Origin of the sequence: Pseudomonas violetae (assembly GCF_023072615.1) — a bacterium.
In the GTDB taxonomy this organism is placed as follows: Bacteria; Pseudomonadota; Gammaproteobacteria; order Pseudomonadales; family Pseudomonadaceae; genus Aquipseudomonas; species Aquipseudomonas violetae.
In genome coordinates, this window is record NZ_JAKNRW010000032.1 from 13829 (window position 1) to 33240 (window position 19412).

The following is a 19412-nucleotide window of genomic DNA, read 5'->3' on the forward strand; positions in this document are numbered from 1 at the left end:
CATCAAAAGCAAAGGAGTCAGCAAAAAAGGCGACCGTTTTTACGCAGGCGCCTTTCTGGTTTGATTGAATGCTTACAGCAAATCGTACTGCTTGAGTTTCTTGCGTAGCGTGCCCCGGTTCAGTCCGAGCAGCTCGCTGGCCTTGGTCTGGTTGCCCTTGACGTAGTTCATCACGCACTCGAGCAGGGGAGCCTCGACTTCGGAGAGCACCAGGTTGTACACATCCGTGACGGCAGCGCCCTCAAGGTGGGCGAAATAATTGTGCAGCGCCTTCTCGACACTCCCGCGAAGGGTCTGGCCTTCTTCGCTAGGCGTATTGAGGTGCTGTTTCAAATTCACGTTGTCGCTCACGGGTGTCGTTCCACTCACTAAAGTCTCGGTCATCATCGTCATGCGGCCACCCCTTCTCCGTCCCCTGTCAGGCTCTTGTAACGTTCGGCGAAGAAGCCCTGAACGTTGGCGCATTGTGCTTCCGTATCTTCCAAACGATTGAAGTGGGCGCGAAATTCCCTGGCGCCCGGCAAGGTTGCGAGATACCAGCCCACATGCTTGCGAGCAATGCGCACACCCATGACGTCTCCATAGAAAACGTGCAGCGCGGCCAAATGCTCTAGCAGTATGCGTTCCACCTCGATCAGTTCCAGCGCCGGAAGTTTTTCACCGGTGCGCAGGTAATGCTCGATCTCGCGAAAAATCCATGGCCGCCCTTGGGCAGCTCGCCCTACTAGCAGGCCATCGGCACCGGTGGCATCGAGCACATACCGGGCCTTTTCCGGCGAATCGATATCGCCGTTGGCAAACACCGGGATCGACACCGCCTGCTTGATCGCGGCGATGGTGTCGTACTCGGCTTCACCGGTGTACAGATCTGCACGGGTGCGGCCATGGACCGCCAACGCCGTGATTCCTGCCTGTTCGGCGATCTTCGCCACCGTCAGGCCGTTCTTGTTGTCCCGGTCCCAGCCGGTCCGGATCTTCAGGGTAACCGGCACATCGACTGCGGCCACGACGGCCTGCAGGATCTCGGTTACCAATGCTTCATCCTTCAACAGTGCGGAGCCGGCGGCCTTATTACAGACCTTCTTGGCCGGGCAGCCCATGTTGATGTCAATAATCTGTGCGCCTAGTTCGACGTTGGCCCGTGCAGCATCGGCCAGCATCTGCGCATCGCCACCGGCGATCTGCACCGAGCGGGGCTCGGGATCACCTTCGTGGATCATGCGCATGCGTGACTTGCGGGTGTTCCACAAGCTCATGTCGCTGGTGACCATTTCCGAAACTACCAGCCCGGCGCCCAGTCGCTTGCACAGCTGACGAAAGGGTTGGTCGGTGACGCCCGCCATGGGGGCGAGAATCAAGCCGTTGTGCAATGTATATGGACCGATGCGTACCGCCGACATAGGACTTCCCTGTTGTGGGGCCGGATCATGAGAGTTCGAAAAAGGGTTGGCATGATACCCGCTCTCGATGACTGGATAAAGGCTGAATTGAACAAAATCTGAGCAGTTATTCTGTTATCGCCAGCGGTTTGGTACAGACACGCACAGTCAGGAATCCGTGGTCAATCGCGGATCAGTGGCCGTTTCACTCGGGCGAATGAAAACTCAGGCTGTAGTTCACCGCTTTTGAGCCTGGATCGAGGATATCCAGTGCGATGTGGATAGGCGTTTGCGGGGGCATTTCCGCCATGCCTTCGAGATCGCCGTTGAGGTACTCGCCGGGTTTGAATCGACGGCTGGCGATCAAGTGACCGTTGAGGTCGGCAAAGCGCAGTTCCAGGAGGGGGAATGGCTGGGAGAACGCCGCACGATTGTAGATGATCGCATCGACTACCAAGGCGCCGCTGAAGTCCGGGTGGCTGCGCACTACCAGATTGCTGCTCTTGATTTTCGCGATGTCGACCTTGGACGGTACGGTGCAACCGATCTGAGGGCACAGCTGCTGGAACCAGGGGCGGTACTGGTCCTGGCGCGCGAGTTCTTCGAAGTGATACGCAACGTATTGGCCGCCCAGCGCGAGTGCGGCTAGGACAACCAGCAGCATCCAGATGAAGCGGCGGCCCCAGGGCGAGCGGCGTTTTTGCCAGTCCAGTTGCAGCGGGTCGTCGGTGAGGTCCTGCAGCACTTCGGCGCGCACTGCCGGTTCGCTGCGTTTTTTGCGCAACGGCTCGATCGAAGGCAGATCCTCATCCAGGTCATCTACCGCCGACAGGGACAGGCGTTCCCTCGTGGGTTCTGGCTCCAACAGCAGTTCCTGGCGAACCAGGGGAGGGCGCGGCTCATCGTCGAGCTCGACCAGCTCCAGTGTCAGCGAGGGTTCGGTACGGGCCGGTTTGAGCGGGGTGAATTGCGTAGCGGCAGCTTCGTCGCCCTGGCTGGCCTGTGCACGGTCCGCAGCCGACTCGCTGAACAAGCTGTCGGACCAGGGTGCTTCCTCATGATCGGCGTTGTCGCGTCGCGCACTCAATGAGTCTTCACGGTGCCGGCCGAATTCGGTGGTCGGCTGGATTTCCCGCTGTTCGAGTCGCGCGAGTTCTTCGTCCAGGTCCATGCTGTCCAGGTCCAGTTCGGCAGCCGTCCATTGTTTCAAGCTGATGGCCCGTTGCTCCGGCGGCTCGACGATGACTGGGGATGTGGAGGCAACAGGCTCCTTGCCGGCGTGTTGCTCCAGTAGCTGCTTGGCGGCATTAAAAACCTGCAGGCACGAGCCGCAACGAACCACTCCGCGGGCCACGCTCAACTGGGCGTGGCTGACGCGGAAGCTCTTTTGGCAATGCGGGCATTGAGTGACGAAGCTATCGGTCATGCGGCGATCCGGTGAATGCAGGCGTCCATTCTAGCGCCGACGGCCAGTGATGCGCACCCAGCCATCGCGATTGGCGATCGGGTCCAGGTCGAAGTCCTGGGCGTAGGCCTTGGCGACTTCTTCGCCTTGCTCGGCGAGGATGCCCGACAGCGCCAGGCGACCACCTGGTTTGACCAGGCTGGACAATTGCGGCGCCAGAGAAACCAGCGGGCCGGCAAGAATGTTGGCCACCAGCACGTCGGCCTGAACCTGGGGCAGATCTTGCGGCAGATACAACGGAAAGAGTGCTTCGGCAATGTTGTTGCGCCCGGCGTTGTCGCGGGAGGCTTCCAGCGCCTGCACGTCGATGTCAGTGCCTACCGCTTCTCTGGCACCCAGCAACAGCGCGGCAATCGCCAGGATGCCCGAGCCGCAACCAAAGTCGAGCACGTTGCAATCCTTCAGGTCCTGACCGTCGAGCCATTCCAGGCATAGCGCGGTGGTCGGGTGTGTGCCGGTGCCAAACGCCAGGCCCGGATCCAGCAGCAGGTTCACCGCGTCAGGCTCGGGTGCGGTGTGCCAGCTAGGGACAATCCACAGGCGCTGGCCAAAACGCATCGGCTGGAATCCGTCCATCCAGCTGCGTTCCCAATCCTGGTCTTCGATGACTTCGCTGTGATGCTCGGGCAGCGGGCTGCCGGTCAGCAACTCAAGATGAGCCAACACGCTGGCCGCTTCAGTGCCGCCTTCGAACAGGGCCAGCAGGTGCGTGTGCGACCACAATGGCGTGGTATTGAGTTCCGGTTCGAAGATCGGCTGATCTTCAGCGTCCATGAAGGTCACCGACACGGCGCCCACTTCAAGGAAAGCCTCTTCGTAGGTTTCGGCTTGTTCTGGGCTGATGGCGAGACGGACTTGCAGCCAAGGCATGGCGGGCACCTATGAAAAATATTGATTGCAGCCTAGCGGTCTGCGAGAAGCGCGCAAGTTTACGCGAGCGCGCAGTGTTTGTGGGAGTCGCATGATCTGCATCCTCCGCACGAGCCCTGAACACACTGCTCCCACAGAGACTGTGCAGGGTTGCAGATTTGATGAAATGTCCAGAAACAACAAAGCCGCCCCAAGGCGGCTTTGTTGATTACCAGCTAAAGCTTAGAGCTTCTCGCCTGCCAGCTTGTGTTCCAGGTAGTGGATGTTGATCCCACCTTTGCAGAAACCTTCGTCGCGGACCAGGTCGCGGTGCAGCGGGATGTTGGTCTTGATCCCGTCGACAACGATCTCGTCCAGCGCATTGCGCATGCGCGCCAGGGCTTCATCACGGGTTGCGCCGTAGGTGATCAGCTTGCCGATCAACGAATCGTAGTTCGGCGGAACGGCATAACCACTGTACAGGTGCGAATCGACGCGAACGCCGTTGCCGCCTGGCGCGTGGAAATGCTTGACCGTGCCGGGGCTAGGCATGAAGGTTTTCGGGTCTTCGGCGTTGATCCGGCATTCAAGTGCGTGACCGCGGATGACAACGTCTTCCTGGGTGTACGACAGCTTGTTGCCAGCGGCGATGCTGAGCATCTCCTTGACGATGTCGATACCGGTAACCATTTCCGAAACCGGGTGCTCAACCTGAACGCGGGTGTTCATTTCGATGAAATAGAACGCGCCGTTCTCGTACAGGAACTCGAAAGTGCCCGCGCCACGGTAGTTGATGTCGATGCAGGCTTTAACGCAGCGTGCGAGGACTTCAGCCCGGGCTTTCTCGTCGATGCCCGGTGCCGGCGCTTCTTCGAGAACCTTCTGGTGACGACGTTGCAGCGAGCAATCGCGGTCGCCTAGATGGATGGCGTGGCCCTGGCCGTCGGAAAGCACCTGAACTTCCACGTGACGTGGATTGGTCAGGAATTTTTCCAGATACACCATCGGGTTGCCAAACGCTGCGCCTGCTTCGGTGCGGGTCAGTTTGGCGAAGGAGATCAGGTCTTCTTCTTTATGCACAACGCGCATGCCGCGACCACCACCGCCGCCAGCGGCTTTGATGATCACCGGGTAACCGACTTCGCGGCCGATGCGCAGAGCGGTTTCTTCGTCTTCCGGCAGCGGGCCGTCAGAACCCGGAACGGTTGGAACGCCAGCAGCGATCATCGCGTGCTTGGCCGAAACCTTGTCGCCCATCAGGCGAATGGTGTCGGCTTTCGGGCCAATGAAGGCGAAGCCGGAGTTCTCGACCTGTTCAGCGAAATCAGCGTTTTCCGCGAGGAAACCGTAGCCTGGGTGAATGGCGGTAGCGCCGGTCACTTCAGCGGCGGCGATGATTGCCGGGATGTGCAGGTAGGAGTGGGCGGCCGAGGCCGGACCAATGCAGACGGATTCATCTGCCAGGCCCAGGTGCATCAGCTCTTTGTCAGCCTTGGAGTAAACGGCGACGGTCTTGATGCCCATCTCTTTGCAGGCACGCAGAATCCGCAGTGCGATCTCACCGCGGTTGGCGATCAGAACTTTTTCCAACTTCGCAGTCATCAAAGTTTCTCCGCGGTTCAAACGATGGTGAACAGCGGTTGGTCGTACTCAACCGGCTGGCCGTCTTCGACGAGGATGGATTCGATCACACCGCTGGTTTCAGCTTCGATGTGGTTCATCATCTTCATCGCTTCAACGATGCACAGGGTGTCGCCTTTCTTCACGGTCTGGCCGACTTCGACGAAGGACGGCGAGCTAGGCGAAGATTTGCGATAGAAGGTGCCGACCATCGGCGAACGGGCAACGGTGCCGTTCAGGACAGGTGCGGACGGAGCAGCAGGCGCGGCAGCGGCAACCGGGGCGGCAGCGGCAGGCGCTGGAGCCGGAGCGTGCATTGGAGCCGGAGCGTAGTACTGCTGAGCTGGGGTTTTGCTGTGGCGGCTGATGCGAACGGACTCTTCGCCTTCCTTGATCTCGAGCTCGTCGATGCCGGACTCTTCCAGCAATTCGATCAGTTTCTTAACTTTACGGATATCCATGAATCATCAACTCCCAAGGGTCGGTCAGGGGCGTTTAACGCTTGTTGTTCAAGTCGTTGCCTGTCTTTCAAGCTGCTCTAGTGCGGCCTCCAGGGCCAGTCGATAACCGCTGGCGCCAAGGCCGCAGATCACTCCCACCGCTACGTCGGAGAAGTAAGAGTGATGGCGGAAAGGTTCGCGTTTGTGCACGTTAGACAAATGCACTTCGATGAATGGGATGCTCACCGCCAGCAGCGCGTCACGTAAAGCGACGCTTGTGTGCGTAAAAGCTGCTGGATTGATCAGGATGAAGTCCACTCCTTCGCTGCGGGCCGCGTGGATGCGGTCGATCAATTCGTACTCGGCATTGCTCTGCAGGTGCAGCAAATGGTGGCCCGCTTCACGGGCACGGCGTTCCAGGTCCTGGTTGATCTGTGCCAGCGTCGTGGCGCCATAGGTGCCCGGTTCGCGGGTGCCGAGCAAGTTCAGGTTGGGTCCGTGCAGAACCAGAAAGGTCGCCATCTGCTGTTCCTTGTTATCAGTGTGCATTTGTCAGAACCCGGCGACTATGCCGCAAAGACTTTGTGACTGTCCAGTTCTATGCAATAGCCAGCACGATGGCCGATGTTTGCGCGAAATATATGACCGCCCGTTTCAATCCGGTCATTGTGGCAGACCGTCAGGTTGGCGTTGACAGGTGTGACGCCTTCGCGAGCAACTCCGCTCCCACACAGGATCCATGCTCGACACAGGTCCCTGCGGGAGCATGCTTGCCCGCGAAGGCAGTCGATCAGACGCGAAACGCCTGCACCGCCGTATGCAGCCGCCCGCCCAGCACCAGCAAATGCTCGCCTTGCTCGCGGCCTTCACCAATTCGCAGCAAATTATCCCCACCCAACTGGTGAATACGCTCGCTGTGATCACGGATCTCGCTGACAGCGCTACTCTGCTGCGCTGTCACATCGGCGATGCGTATTGCGGTGTCGGAAATGGTCTGGATCGCACCGACGATTTTATCCAGTGCGCCATCCGCTGCCTGGGCCTGGTTGGCCGTGGACTGCGCGTGCCCGACCTGGGCACGCATGCCTTCGACCGATTGCCGTGCGGCCGCTTGCAGTCCGGCGATCAAGCTCTGAATCTGTGCCGTGGCACCGGCAGTGCGTTGCGCCAGGGACCGAACTTCCTCTGCCACAACAGCAAACCCGCGACCCATTTCCCCGGCGCGGGCCGCTTCGATGGCCGCGTTCAGGGCTAACAGGTTGGTCTGGTCGGCAATTGAGCGGATGACCGTCAGCACCCCGCCGATAGTTGCCGACTCTTCGGCCAGATGCTCAATCATCTGCGCATTGCCTTGCACTTCCCCGACCAGGGCGTGCAGACCGGCAAGGCTCAAGCCGATGACTTTCTGCCCTTGCTCTACTGCCAGCCCGGCATGGCGACTGGCGTCGGCGGCCTGGCTGGCATCGCCGGCAACCTGCTGGATCGTGGCTTCGAGTTCTCCCAGAGAATCGCGGATCATCGCGGTGTCGCCAGCCTGATCTTCGGCGCCGATGTGCAGGTCGTTGCTCAACTCGGCCAGGGTGCGACTGCTGCCGGCAACTTGTTCGGCGTTGAGGCGAATGGTCCCCACCAGGTCTACCAGATAGGCCCGCAGGCGATTGAGCGAGGCCTGGATGTCGTGCAGTTCGCGGTTGGTCTTGCCCAGTTCGATGTCCCGGCTGAAATCGCCCTCGGCCCAAACCGAGAGGGCTGGTGCGAGGTTGGTCAGGGTGCGAGCCAGTCGCCGTTGCAGGGTGTCGATCAGCAGCGCTATCAGCAGGATCAGGCCGATCATCAGCCCTTGCAGCAGTCGCACCTCACCCTGGATTTGCCCGTGTTGCGCACGCACTACCGGTTCCAGATCGGCGATGGACTGCTGCACGGCGGTCACTTTGCGATGGGTCGCGGCGCTGAGCTCGCTGCGTTTCTCGATCTGTTCGCGGGTACGGGCAAGTTCTGCGGGGTAGCGGGCCAAGAGGCTGTTGAGTTCTCGTTTGAGCGCAATGCCAGCATCTTCGGCGACAGACTGTTCAGTGTTTTCCAGGCCCATCATGGCAGCGAAATCATCGGTGTTCGACTCGCTGCTGGCCGTTACTCCCAGCAAGGGTAGGGCCTCCAGAATACTGGCCTGGGTGCGGATGTTGCTGACTTCGCGCTCGACATCCGCGGCCAATTCGCTGCGACCGCTGCTCACCAGTTTGTCCCGGGCCAACGACAGCTTGCCTACGTGCTGCGAGGCACTGAGCAATGGCTTCAGATAGTCTGCGTTGGCGTTGGCATATTGGCTGAGCTGGTCAAGGTTTGCGCCCAGCTCCCGTTCTGCTTGCAGCAGCAATGCCTGGGGGTCCCCTGCGAGCTTGCCGGCGGCGAGCAGTTCGGTTCTGCTGAACCCTTCAAGATCAGCAAGGCTCGGGCGCACGGAGTCGGCCAAGGGTTGCGGCAGTTCATCAAGCTCTTTTTTCAGCTCATCGATCGCCTGGCCAGCACTGCTCAGGCGCAGAGCGTCGCCACTGGCGAGGTAGTCCTGAACGTTGTGCGCTACCTGCCTCTGAAACTGCTGGGACAGGCTCAGGTAACGCTCCATCAGTAAATAGGGGCGTTCAAGGGCTTTTTGCGACCACCAGAGGGTGGCGCCAAGAGCGGCGCACACGGCGACTAAAAGGAGGGTGTTGAGATTGGTCAGCAGCTTCAGACGCATCGCGGGACTACCAACGACAGAATGGTAAGCGCCTGAAGTTATTGCGTTTCTATTACAAAGTTATGACCTGATCGGTGGAATCAGCTGAAAAGGTGGCCTTTTGCTTTTATTCCCGCGAAGACTGTACGCGATTGCGCCCGGCATGCTTGGCGCGGTACAGCGCCTCGTCAGCCTGGCTTGCCATCATCAAGCTGTCGGAGTTATCACCGAGGTCCACCACTCCTGCACTGAATGTGCACCAAAGGTCCTGGGGCTGCGCCGGATAGTGGATTTCGGCGAAGCGCCGGCGGATTTCATCGAGCACCTTGTGGGCCGACTCCAGATCCGTATCGGGCATGACAATGGCGAACTCTTCGCCACCGTAGCGGCCTATGAAGTCGGTCTTGCGCAGGCGCTGCTTGAGAAACAGCGCCAGGCTCTTGATCACCCGGTCACCCATCGGATGGCCATGGCTGTCATTGACCCGCTTGAAGTGATCGATATCGAGCATCGCAAAGCTCAGTGGCTTGTTCTCACGGCGCGCGCGAAAGCTGCAGTCTTCCAGCAACTGCAGGATATGGGTGTGGTTGTACAGGCCGGTGAGACTGTCGCGCACCATCCGCGCCTTGAGGTTGCGTGCCCGCGCCGCACGGTTGCGCACGGTGGTGATCAGGTGGCGCGGTTTTATCGGTTTGGTCAGGAAATCGTCGCCGCCTTCGCTCATGGCGTCGAGTTGCTTGTCCAGGTCGTCCTCGGCCGAAAGGTAGATGATCGGCACGCTGACGTATCGGTCGTTATGGCGGATGACCTTGGCCAATTCGGTGCCGGTGCAGGCCGGCATGTACATGTCGAGGATAATCAGGTCGGGCTGGAAGTCCGCGAGCTCGGCCATGGCCTGAATAGGTTCGATCAAGGTTCGCGTGACAATGCCGGCGCTGTTGAGCAGACGTTCGGTGTGCATTGCCTGGGCGCGGGAATCATCGATGATCAGTACTTTGAACGGTTCGTATTGCGCGACGCAGGTCAGGACTTCGATTTTTTCCAGCAGGCTTGACGCTTCGAGGGTGCCGGTGAGGAATTCCTGGCCACCGGCACGCACGGCGGCGAGGCGGGTGGGGGTGTCGGTTTCGTGAAGGCTGAAGAACAGCAGCGGCAGTTGCTGTTCCAGGCCTTCCTGGGCTTCGGCGGCCAGTTTGAGGCCGACGCCGGGGCCACTGAAATCGACGTCCATGACGATCGCCGCCGGCAGGCGTTCTACCATCGAGGAGCGAAACGCCGCCACACTGTCCAGGGACTGGGCGCTGAGCCCGAAGAATTCCAGCTGTTTGGCCAGGCGCTCAGCGCGCTCGTGATCCTGCAGCATCACGTAGATCGGTTTGCGCGAGGGCGGCAGGAAGGTCTGATCGAGCTGATCGCCTTGGCGCAGTCCGGTGCGCGAGAGGCGCTGCATTAAACGGTTCAGGTCGGTAATCAGGCCGCTGCTGAGGCGGCCGCGATTGGACTCGACCGCTTCAAGCGACTGGCCGATCTGACGAGCCAGTTGCATGTGTTCCGGTTGCTCGAAGCGCTCGGAGAATCGCAGCAGGCGCAGGTTGGCTTCGCCCAGTTCTGCCAAGTCGGTAGAGGACCACTCGCTGCGCTGCAGGCGTTGCCATATCTCAAGAATCTGACGTGCCTGATGAGTTACCCGCTGGGCAAAGTGGTGCTTGAGGCGCTCACGGCTGGGGTCTTCTGGCTCGGTCATATCCTGACTACTAGTTAGGGTGCATGCTGAGATCGACTGGTGGCTCTATGCTAGCATCTCTTCCAAGCGTGGATCAGTGTCGCATGTCAATAATGTGCTAGGCGAGCCTATTCAGTTTGTGACCGACGAGTCGCGTTGCTGCTTATGGGGTGCGTAGGTGCTGGTAGGAGCTGTCGAGTGCAACGAGGTTGCGATCTTTCAATTCTGGCGTTTCCCACAAGCAAGATCAAAAGATCGCAGCCTCGTTGCACTCGACAGATCCTACGCCGCACCAACACAAGGCGTGGTGTTCATTTATAGTGGAGGCATCGACCGTGCGATTGTTGCTTGCGCCGTGCACGTATTAATGCGCGGCAAATGAGGCACGATGGCGTAGGGTTGTGGTCGAACCGATGAACTCAAGTGATTGAAAGGATATCGCCATGCTGGACTGGAAGAACCGCGCGGGCAGCGCGCCTGAACGTGCCGCCGAACCAAAATCGGCTACCCGCAGCTACATAGGTGGCCTGTTGTTCAGCCGGGCGCTGGTCACCTTGATCGGCCTGTACCTGTTGGTGGCGATCGCCCTGGGCTGGTATTGGAGCCAGGAGCCGGCGCTGTTCCCGGTTCAGCAGAATGCCCAGGTCGCTGCCGAGAAAGCAGGCAAGCAGATGGTCACCGGCTACACCACGGTTGAAACCCTCAAGACCGTTGCAGGGACCTTGCTGACCAAACCAGGCGGCTATATTTCCAATGACCGTTTTCCGCCAGGCCTGTGGATGGACAACACGCCAAGCTGGGAATACGGGGTGCTGATCCAGGTTCGCGACCTGACCCGAGCCCTGCGTAAAGACTTCGCTCGCTCGCAATCGCAGTCGGCTGAAGACTCCGACCTGGCCAAGGCCGAGCCGCGCTTCAACTTCGACAACAAGAGCTGGGTGCTGCCGTCCAGCGAATCCGAGTATCAGGAAGGCATCAATTCCCTGAGTCGCTACCAGGCTCGCCTTTCCGATCCTTCGCAGAAAAACGCGCTGTTCTACGCCCGTGCTGACAACCTCAACAACTGGCTGGGTGATGTGGGCACCCGCCTGGGTTCGCTGTCGCAGCGCCTGTCGGCCAGCGTTGGCCGGGTCAAGCTCAACACCGCATTGAAAACCGAAGTCGTGGCCCCGGGCCAGGTGCCGCAGGTCGACGAGGAAATCGTCGAAACCCCATGGATGCAGATCGACAACGTGTTCTATGAAGCCCGCGGCCAAGCGTGGGCCTTGTCCCACCTGCTGCGCGCCATCGAAGTCGACTTCGCCGACGTGCTGGCGAAGAAGAACGCCACGGTCAGCGTGCGCCAGATCATTCGTGAGCTGGAAGCGTCGCAGGAGCCTGTCTGGAGTCCGATGATCCTGAACGGCAGTGGCTTTGGCGTCCTGGCCAACCACTCGCTGGTCATGGCCAACTACATCTCCCGGGCAAACGCCGCAGTGATCGACTTGCGTCAATTGCTCAACCAGGGCTGAGTCATGGCCGATAGCGACAAAGAGGCCGCCCACCGCGCGGCCTCGGATGCCGAGCAGATCGCCTGGGTCGACGAGCAGGACAACCTGCTAGGCGCCCTGGTGCGTTCCGACCTTCGCGAGCGGGGCCTGATCGGGCGTGGCACGTACATCATGCTGTTCAATTCGGCGGGTGAGCTTTGCGTGCACCGCCGCACCTTGAGCAAGGCGATCTACCCCGGCTACTGGGACGTGGCTGCCGGTGGCATGGTGCTGGCGACCGAGACCTATGCCGAGTCGGCCGCACGGGAACTGGAAGAAGAGCTGGGTGTTAGCGGGGTAGAGTTGACCGGCCACGACCATTTCTATTTCGAGGACACCGGCAATCGCCTGTGGTGTTCGGCGTTTTCTGCAGTGTGGGATGGACCGTTGATCCTGCAGCCGGAAGAGGTGGTTGAAGCGTGCTTTCTGCCTATTGATCAGGTCATGCTGGAAATCCGGCAGAAGCCTTACTGCCCGGACTCCCTGGCCGCGTTGAAGCGCTATCTTCGCGCCTGCGGGAAAGACGTCGCAAAAGAGCTATAAATTGGCGCCGATTGGCTCTTAGCAATCGGCGTTTTTGCCGTTACACTGCGCGACCTTTTCAAGCTGAAACGGTATTGCTGTAACTGTAGGCGCGAGCTCGCTCGCGATGTACTCAAGGGCGACGCGTTCATTCAGAATGCCCGCGTTATCGTTTACGTTCATCGCGAGCGAGCTCGCTCCTACAGCGAACGGCGCATACCGTTTCAGTAGCGCTGCCCCTGCCTGAGTGGGGCTTCGCGGTCGATAGCCATGCGCTGCGGCCAGTCTTTGTCCTCCCGAGAGGATTGCCGGTGGCCAAAAAAGCCGCATCCTTCGCCGCCCTTGGTGGCTTGGTATTTTCCACCGACGCAGGTCGTCATTGCCCCGATTGCAGTAAACCGGTGGACGCCTGCATCTGCAAACAGACCGTTATCCCAGCCGGCGACGGCATTGCTCGCGTGCGTCGCGAAAGCAAGGGTCGTGGCGGCAAGACGGTGACCACCATCACCGGCGTGCCCCTGGCTGAAGATGCGCTCAAGGACCTGGCGACTGCGTTGAAAAAACGTTGCGGGACCGGTGGCGCGTTGAAAGACGGCATCATTGAAATCCAGGGCGATCATGTCGAGCTACTCTTGGCCGAACTGATCAAGCTCGGTTTCAAGGCAAAGAAGGCCGGCGGCTAGCAGCCTCTGTGAAAACCACCCTCGACTTGATCCAGTCCTGACAGCAGGTTTGGCGTCGTCCACATGGTTTTCACAGAGCCTGTTCTGACCGGTTTCTAAACTCACTGCGATCGGCGAGGTCTACCCCCTCGTTGACGAACCGTCATTTTCATTCTTTAGACTGCGCCGGCCTGAACCCAGGCGACGCTCTATGACTTCTTTATAGGGGACTTCAATGTCCGTACGACGCACACGCAAAGACGATGGCAGCCAATGGACAGTTGCGGACAGCCGCAGTGTTTACGGGATCCGCCATTGGGGGGCCGGGTATTTCGCGATCAATGACGCCGGTCGCGTCGAGGTTCGTCCGAACGGCCCCGCCAGTTCGCCAATCGACCTGTTCGAGCAAGTTGACCAACTGCGCCAAAGCGGTTTGTCCTTGCCATTGCTGGTCCGTTTCCCGGACATCCTGCAAGACCGTGTGCGTCAGCTGACCGGTGCTTTCGATTCGAACATCGAGCGCCTGGAATACCAGAGCAAGTACACCGCGCTTTACCCGATCAAGGTCAACCAGCAAGAGGCGGTGATCGAAAACATCATCGCCACCCAGGACGTCTCCATTGGACTTGAAGCCGGGTCCAAGCCTGAGCTGCTTGCCGTGCTGGCCCTGGCGCCCAAAGGCGGCACCATCGTCTGCAACGGCTACAAAGACCGTGAGTTCATCCGCCTGGCGCTGATGGGCCAGAAGCTGGGTCACAACGTGTTCATCGTTATCGAGAAAGAATCCGAAGTTGAGCTGGTGATCGAAGAAGCCGCCTCGCTGAAGGTCAAGCCACAGGTCGGCCTGCGCGTGCGCCTGTCGTCCCTGGCGTCGTCCAAATGGGCGGACACCGGCGGCGAGAAATCCAAGTTCGGTCTGTCGGCGGCGCAACTGCTGTCGGTGGTCGAGCGTTTCCGCGCTGCGGGCCTGGATCAGGGCATTCGCCTGTTGCACTTCCACATGGGCTCGCAGATCGCCAACCTGGCGGACTACCAGCACGGTTTCAAGGAAGCGATCCGCTACTACGGCGAACTGCGAAACCTGGGCCTGCCGGTGGATCACATCGATGTCGGTGGTGGCCTGGGTGTCGACTACGACGGTACTCACTCGCGTAACGCCAGTTCGATCAACTACGACATGGACGACTACGCCGGTGTCGTGGTCGGGATGCTCAAGGAATTCTGCGATGCACAGAGCCTGCCGCACCCGAACATCTTCTCCGAAAGCGGTCGCTCGCTGACGGCGCACCACGCCATGCTGGTGGTGCAGGTCACCGACGTCGAGAAACACAACGACGACGTGCCGCAGATCGAGAACAAGGAAGCCTTGCCGGAAACCGTGCAGTGGCTGGTGGACCTGCTGGGGCCGACCGACATCGAGATGGTCACTGAAACCTACTGGCGCGCCACTCACTACATGAGCGACGTGGCCACCCAGTACGCCGATGGCAAGCTGACCCTGGCGGAAAAAGCCCTGGCCGAGCAATGCTACTTCGCCGTGTGCCGTCGCCTGCACAACTCTTTGAAGGCGCGTCAGCGTTCGCACCGTCAGGTGCTCGACGAACTCAACGACAAGCTGGCTGACAAGTACATCTGCAACTTCTCGGTGTTCCAGAGCCTGCCGGACACCTGGGCAATCGGCCAGGTCCTGCCGATTTTGCCATTGCACCGCCTCGACGAAGAGCCGCTGCGCCGCGCCGTGCTGCAAGACCTGACCTGCGACTCCGACGGCAAGATCAAGCAATACGTCGACGAGCAGAGCATCGAGACCAGCCTGCCGGTACATGCTCTGAAGGAGGGTGAAGACTACCTGCTGGGCATCTTCCTGGTTGGCGCCTACCAGGAAATTCTCGGTGACATGCACAACCTGTTCGGTGACACCGACTCGGTGAACATCTACCAGAACGCTGATGGCAGTGTGTATCACGCCGGAATCGAGACCCACGACACCATCGAAGACATGCTGCGCTACGTGCACTTGTCGCCGGAAGAGCTGATGACCCACTACCGCGACAAGTGCGCCAGCGCGCGCATCACTGCCGCCGAACGCACCCAGTTCCTCGACGCCTTGCGCCTGGGCCTGACCCGTTCTTCTTACCTGTCCTCCTGAGTGAGTGATGCCAGGCTTGATTCCTGTCTGGGCCGGTTGGCCTGCGACGGGCAAGCCTGGCTCCCACCGATAAGTCGTCTGAAATCTTTCTGCGCACTGTAGGAAGTTTCAGTTCGCACGGTGCTACGGTTCTCTCATGCCTGGCGGAATTAGCTGCTTTCTGACGATCTAAAGCGTTTGTTCCTCAATTCGCGTAGGCCCTTTCCCAAGTTGTAATTCGGCACTCTACTCAGCCATCCCTCTCAGGGAGAATCCCTGGCTGCCCCCTCCAGTAGAGAATCGCCGATGTCCAATCCAGCCAACGAGCCTGCAATTCGTCTGGATGTAGCAGGTCTGTCCCATTCCTTCGAAGTCCTGGACTTTGCCTGTTCTGAAGCCATCAGCCAGCCGTTTGTGTACGAGCTGCAGGTGCTGCTCGATGACCCGGAACTGGACCTTGCCAGCCTGCTGTACCGTTCGGCCTATCTGCATCTGGATGCGTCGGGCAACGGTGTTCACGGGCAGCTGAATGAGCTGGTCCAGTTGCAACATGGCCCGGGGCCCCGGCGTTGCCATGTGCGGCTGCAGCCGAAGCTCAGCGGCCTGTCCCAACGCAACAGCCAGCGCATTTTCAGTGCCCGTTCAGTGCCGCAGATCCTCAGCCAGGTGCTCAAGGAGCATGGCCTCACCGAAGAGGATCGGCGGTTCGACTTGCGTGGGGAGTATCCGCTGCAGGATTTCTGTACGCAGTATTGCGAGTCGGACCTGCAATTCCTGCAGCGCCTGTGCGCCCAGGCGAACATTCATTACTACTTCGAGCACAGCAGGCGCGGTCATTGCCTGGTCTTTGTCGAAGCGCAGGCATCAGCTACTGCCGCAGTGAAACCCCGCATGCCCAGCTTGCAACGAGCCTGGGTGGTCGAGGTCGATGAAGCCCGGCCCGATCCGTCGAGGCCAGTCGCGGTGCAGTTTGACTGGGTGTACCAGGGCGAAGGCGCAACGCCCAGTCATTGCTGGCTGCCAGTGTCCGAACACGTGTGCCGTGACTCGTTGTTGCAGCTGACCGAAGGGGCCGAGGTGGTGGTGAGCTTTATCGAGGGTGATCCGGATCGCCCACTGATCACCGGCTTTCTGAGCTCCCCGACGGCGCTGCGAGTCCAGTGCCCGGTTGATGTCCCGGCCCCCTGCGCAAATGTCGAGGGCCTGCTGCAACAGTTGCGCTCAGCACAGCCGCTGCTATTGCTGTGCATGCTGCCGGGTGGCGGCAGTTTCAATCATTGCGCGCAGACGCTTTGCACGTGCCGGCTGGCCATGCGGCTGGGCGGGGGGCAATTGCCATGAGCGTCCCGAGGCCACGCTGGCTACTTCTCGACGGATCTGACGCGCCCCAGGCCAGCGCCGCGCTGGCGGACACATTCGCCCACGTGTCGCGCTCTTGGTTGTTCGAAGGCACTGAGCTGCATGCGCTGCGCGAGCAAGGCCCGACGCTGGTCGATCTGGATGATTGCCCGGTGCTGGCTGAGCGCGCTCACCAGGAGCCGCGCATCTGGCGCGGCCTGTTGTTGTACAGCGAGGCCTCGACCGCACAGTTGCTGGCTCATCTGCGACGCATGCTGACAGTTTCGGTCGGGCTGCATCATCGGGCCCTGCTGAGTTACTACAGCCCGTACACCGCCAGCTACTTTTTCGATGCCTGCGATGCCCGTGAGCTGAGTCGCTGGCTGGGGCCGGTACGTCAACTGAGCTGGTTCGGCGGCACCTGGGCGGACCGGGCAATCGGCTTCGAGGGCTGGCAGCAGCTGAGCAACCCAGGGCTTGTGACCGGCCCCCTGGCGATCCAGGAATGTCTTAGCCAGGGACAGCTGGACAAGCTGCAAACCTGTCTGCTGGAGCAGCATGCCTGGCAATGGAGTGAAACCACCGGGACCGATTACGAGCGTCTGTGGTCCCATCTTCAGGAAGGCCTGGCGCTGGGTTTCAGCGAGCGTGCGGTGCTCGACGAGTGGTTGTGGCTACGCTTGCAGTATCCGGCGTACACACCAGCCAGCACGCTGCCGGGGCTGACCCCGCGAGAGCATCTCGAATGCCTGCGCTACCTGTGGAAGAACAACAAACCCTGAGGTGTGGCGGCGATGGCGAACAGAATCCGGCTATTTTGCAAACTGGCCATCGGCGCGCTGCTGCTGGCTGCAGCCACGGGCTGTTCACCGCTCAAGGCACTGAATGCACTGACGCCTGAAGGCAGCTTCGACAAAACCGAGGGCATTGCCTATGGCAGTGATCCGCGGCAGAAGCTCGATGTGTATGTACCGCGGCATTCCATGGAAAACGCACCGGTCGTGGTGTTTTTCTACGGTGGCAGCTGGAACAGCGGATCGCGCAGCGATTACAGTTTTGTCGGCGAGGCCCTGGCATCCCGGGGAATCGTGGCGGTGTTGGCGGACTATCGGCTTTATCCGCAGGTACGCTACCCGGCGTTTCTTGAGGATGGTGCCAGGGCAGTAGCCTGGACCCGGGCGCATATCCAGCAGTTCTCCGCAAATCCGCAGCGGTTGTACCTGATGGGGCATAGCTCCGGCGCGTACAACGTCGCGATGCTGGCGCTGGACCCGCAGTTCCTGGGGGCCGCAGGCATGTCGCCACACGATATCAGTGGCTGGATCGGCCTGGCCGGGCCCTATGATTTTCTGCCCATCAAGAACCCTGACGTGCGCCCGGTGTTTTTCTGGCCGGATTCGCCGCCCCAGTCGCAGCCGATCAACCATGTCAGTCGTGGAGCGCCACCTGCCTTGCTGATGGCGTCCAACGATGACGAACTGGTCGACCCGAGTCGCAACACCGGCGGCCTGGCGCGCAAGCTGCGCGAAGCGGGGGTACCGGTGCGCGACCTGTATTTTTCCCGCACCGGTCATGCCACCCTGGTGGCAACGTTGTCCCGGCCGCTGCGTGGCCTGGCGCCGGTGCTGGATGAGGTCACAGGCTTCATCAGGGCCACGCCGGCTCAGTGAGCCTTGGCAGCAAACCAGCCGTCGTTCTTTTGCAGAAGCCAGGCAAATGCGCCCAGGGTCAGGCTGCGTAGCAACATGAACAGCAGAAACGTCAGCCACAGGCCATGGTTGCCCAACCCTTGCAGCGCCCAGGCGAAGGGCAGCAGCAGGGCCACCGTTAACAGCATGCCGTTGCGCATTTCCCGGGCCCGCGTAGCACCGATGAACAGACCATCGAGCAGGTAACTCCAGACGGCGATCAAGGGCAGCGCTGCCAGATAGGGCAGGTAGATGAACGCGGTGTCACGCACGCTTTGTATATCGGTCTGCATCTCGATAAACAGATGCCCGCCAAATAGAAACAGCGCGGCAAAGCCCAGGCTCGCCAGCAGTGACCAACCTGAGGCCACCACTAACGAGCGGCGCAATGCCTGCCGATCCCGGGCGCCAATCGCATGACCGCACAACGCCTCCACGGCGTGGGCCAGGCCATCCAGTGCATGAGCAGTCAGCAGCAGGCCATTAAGGAGCAGCGCATTGGCGGCCACGGTGGCGTCGCCCAGCCGTGCACCTTGCACGGTGATCAGGAAAAAAATCGACTGCAGCGCCAGGCTGCGAATGAAAATGTCGCGATTGACCGCCAGCAGTGCTCGCCAGCTCTGCCAGATTGCCAGCGCGGCCCAGGCGATGTGTCCGGGGTAGGCGCGCAGAGCCTTGCGGGTCATCAGCAAGCCGATGATCGCACCGGTCCATTCGGCGATGACCGAGGCCCGGGCGGCCCCGACCACACCCCAGTCCAGGCCAAGAACGAACCACAGGTTCAAGGCGATGTTGACCAGGTTGGTACTCAGCAGTATCGCCAATGGTGCCCGGGCGTTCTGCGTGCCGAGGAACCAGCCGACCAGTGCATAACTGGCCAGCGCCGCCGGCAGGCCGAATAATCGGGTATGGAAGAATTCGCGGGTCAACTGCTCCAGCTCAGCCGAAGGCTGCATGAAGTGCAGCGCGACTCCGCTCAAGGGCACGCCTGCCGCGCCCAGGACAATCGCCAGCCCTAGGGCCAGCAACAAGCCTTGCAACAGGATCTGGCGCAATGCCGCGCCATCGCCTCGGCCGGCCGCCTGCGCCGCGAAACCGGTGGTGCCCATGCGCAGGAAACCCATGCCCCAGGCCAGGAAGGTGTACAGGCTGGCCCCGACGGCGACGGCGCCCAGTTGATGGGCATGGGGCAGGTGGCCGACAACGGTGCTGTCGACCAGCGCCACCAGCGGCACGGAAATATTGGAAAGAATCATGGGCGCGGCAAGCGCCCAGACCCGGCGATGGGTCGGGCGATCGCGCCAGTCGTTACTCAGGTTGGACATGCAGGCTCCTTGGGGGAGCCATTGTGTG

At 60.6% G+C, this 19412-nt stretch carries 16 protein-coding genes and 1 pseudogene; 7 read left to right on the top strand and 10 right to left on the bottom strand.

What is annotated here, in order from left to right; translation table 11 throughout:
- Positions 1 to 72 precede the first annotated feature (72 nt).
- The 9 genes and pseudogenes from fis to L9059_RS24755 all read right to left on the bottom strand — a co-directional run bounded on the left by fis (position 73) and on the right by L9059_RS24755 (position 10213).
- Positions 73 to 393 carry a DNA-binding transcriptional regulator Fis gene (gene fis, locus L9059_RS24715; RefSeq protein ID WP_007907419.1) on the bottom strand — a complete coding sequence of 107 codons (321 nt, stop codon included), beginning with the start codon at positions 391 to 393 and terminating at the stop codon, positions 73 to 75.
- On the bottom strand, positions 390 to 1400 hold the full coding sequence (gene dusB / locus L9059_RS24720; protein WP_247293454.1) for a tRNA dihydrouridine synthase DusB: 1011 nt from the start codon (positions 1398 to 1400) through the stop codon (positions 390 to 392). Before dusB ends, fis begins: the two co-directional genes overlap by 4 nt.
- A gap of 184 nt (positions 1401 to 1584) precedes the next feature.
- The gene (locus tag L9059_RS24725) at positions 1585 to 2805 is read right to left on the bottom strand and encodes a DUF3426 domain-containing protein (RefSeq protein WP_247293455.1); all 1221 of its coding nucleotides are present in this window, start codon (positions 2803 to 2805) and stop codon (positions 1585 to 1587) included.
- A 30-nt stretch (positions 2806 to 2835) separates the two neighbouring features.
- On the bottom strand, positions 2836 to 3714 hold the full coding sequence (gene prmA / locus L9059_RS24730) for a 50S ribosomal protein L11 methyltransferase (RefSeq protein ID WP_247293456.1): 879 nt from the start codon (positions 3712 to 3714) through the stop codon (positions 2836 to 2838).
- A 222-nt stretch (positions 3715 to 3936) separates the two neighbouring features.
- Complete coding sequence (gene accC, locus L9059_RS24735; protein ID WP_247293457.1) at positions 3937 to 5295, bottom strand: acetyl-CoA carboxylase biotin carboxylase subunit; 1359 nt, start codon at positions 5293 to 5295, stop codon at positions 3937 to 3939.
- 17 nt (positions 5296 to 5312) lie between these two features.
- Complete coding sequence (gene accB, locus L9059_RS24740; protein ID WP_008031264.1) at positions 5313 to 5774, bottom strand: acetyl-CoA carboxylase biotin carboxyl carrier protein; 462 nt, start codon at positions 5772 to 5774, stop codon at positions 5313 to 5315.
- 48 nt (positions 5775 to 5822) lie between these two features.
- Positions 5823 to 6275 carry a type II 3-dehydroquinate dehydratase gene (gene aroQ / locus L9059_RS24745; protein WP_247293490.1) on the bottom strand — a complete coding sequence of 151 codons (453 nt, stop codon included), beginning with the start codon at positions 6273 to 6275 and terminating at the stop codon, positions 5823 to 5825.
- A gap of 268 nt (positions 6276 to 6543) precedes the next feature.
- A pseudogene (locus L9059_RS31095) lies at positions 6544 to 7050 on the bottom strand (methyl-accepting chemotaxis protein); the annotation flags it as partial.
- A gap of 1546 nt (positions 7051 to 8596) precedes the next feature.
- Positions 8597 to 10213 (bottom strand): response regulator, encoded by a 1617-nt coding sequence (locus tag L9059_RS24755; RefSeq protein ID WP_247293459.1) that lies wholly within the window; start codon positions 10211 to 10213, stop codon positions 8597 to 8599.
- Positions 10214 to 10635: 422 nt separating this feature from the next.
- Here L9059_RS24755 and L9059_RS24760 point away from each other — a divergent pair, with 422 nt between their 5' ends.
- The 7 genes from L9059_RS24760 (at position 10636) to L9059_RS24790 (ending at position 18041) form a co-directional block, all read left to right on the top strand.
- Entirely contained in the window at positions 10636 to 11703 is a 1068-nt protein-coding gene (locus tag L9059_RS24760; RefSeq protein ID WP_247293460.1) for a DUF2333 family protein, read from the top strand.
- Positions 11704 to 11706: 3 nt separating this feature from the next.
- Entirely contained in the window at positions 11707 to 12264 is a 558-nt protein-coding gene (locus L9059_RS24765) for an NUDIX hydrolase (protein WP_247293461.1), read from the top strand.
- Positions 12265 to 12554: 290 nt separating this feature from the next.
- Entirely contained in the window at positions 12555 to 12926 is a 372-nt protein-coding gene (locus L9059_RS24770; RefSeq protein WP_247293462.1) for a translation initiation factor Sui1, read from the top strand.
- A 214-nt stretch (positions 12927 to 13140) separates the two neighbouring features.
- Positions 13141 to 15054: an arginine decarboxylase gene (gene speA / locus L9059_RS24775; protein WP_247293463.1), complete on the top strand. Its 1914-nt coding sequence runs from the start codon at positions 13141 to 13143 to the stop codon at positions 15052 to 15054.
- Positions 15055 to 15339: 285 nt separating this feature from the next.
- A complete protein-coding gene (locus L9059_RS24780; protein WP_247293464.1) occupies positions 15340 to 16374 on the top strand; it encodes a contractile injection system protein, VgrG/Pvc8 family in 1035 nt (344 codons plus the stop codon).
- Positions 16371 to 17153: a DUF4123 domain-containing protein gene (locus L9059_RS24785; protein ID WP_247293465.1), complete on the top strand. Its 783-nt coding sequence runs from the start codon at positions 16371 to 16373 to the stop codon at positions 17151 to 17153. Before L9059_RS24780 ends, L9059_RS24785 begins: the two co-directional genes overlap by 4 nt.
- 12 nt (positions 17154 to 17165) lie before the next feature.
- On the top strand, positions 17166 to 18041 hold the full coding sequence (locus tag L9059_RS24790; protein ID WP_247293466.1) for an alpha/beta hydrolase: 876 nt from the start codon (positions 17166 to 17168) through the stop codon (positions 18039 to 18041).
- Here L9059_RS24790 and L9059_RS24795 read toward each other — a convergent pair.
- Entirely contained in the window at positions 18035 to 19384 is a 1350-nt protein-coding gene (locus L9059_RS24795; RefSeq protein WP_247293467.1) for an MATE family efflux transporter, read from the bottom strand. The genes L9059_RS24790 and L9059_RS24795 overlap by 7 nt on opposite strands.
- Positions 19385 to 19412: the final 28 nt, after the last annotated feature.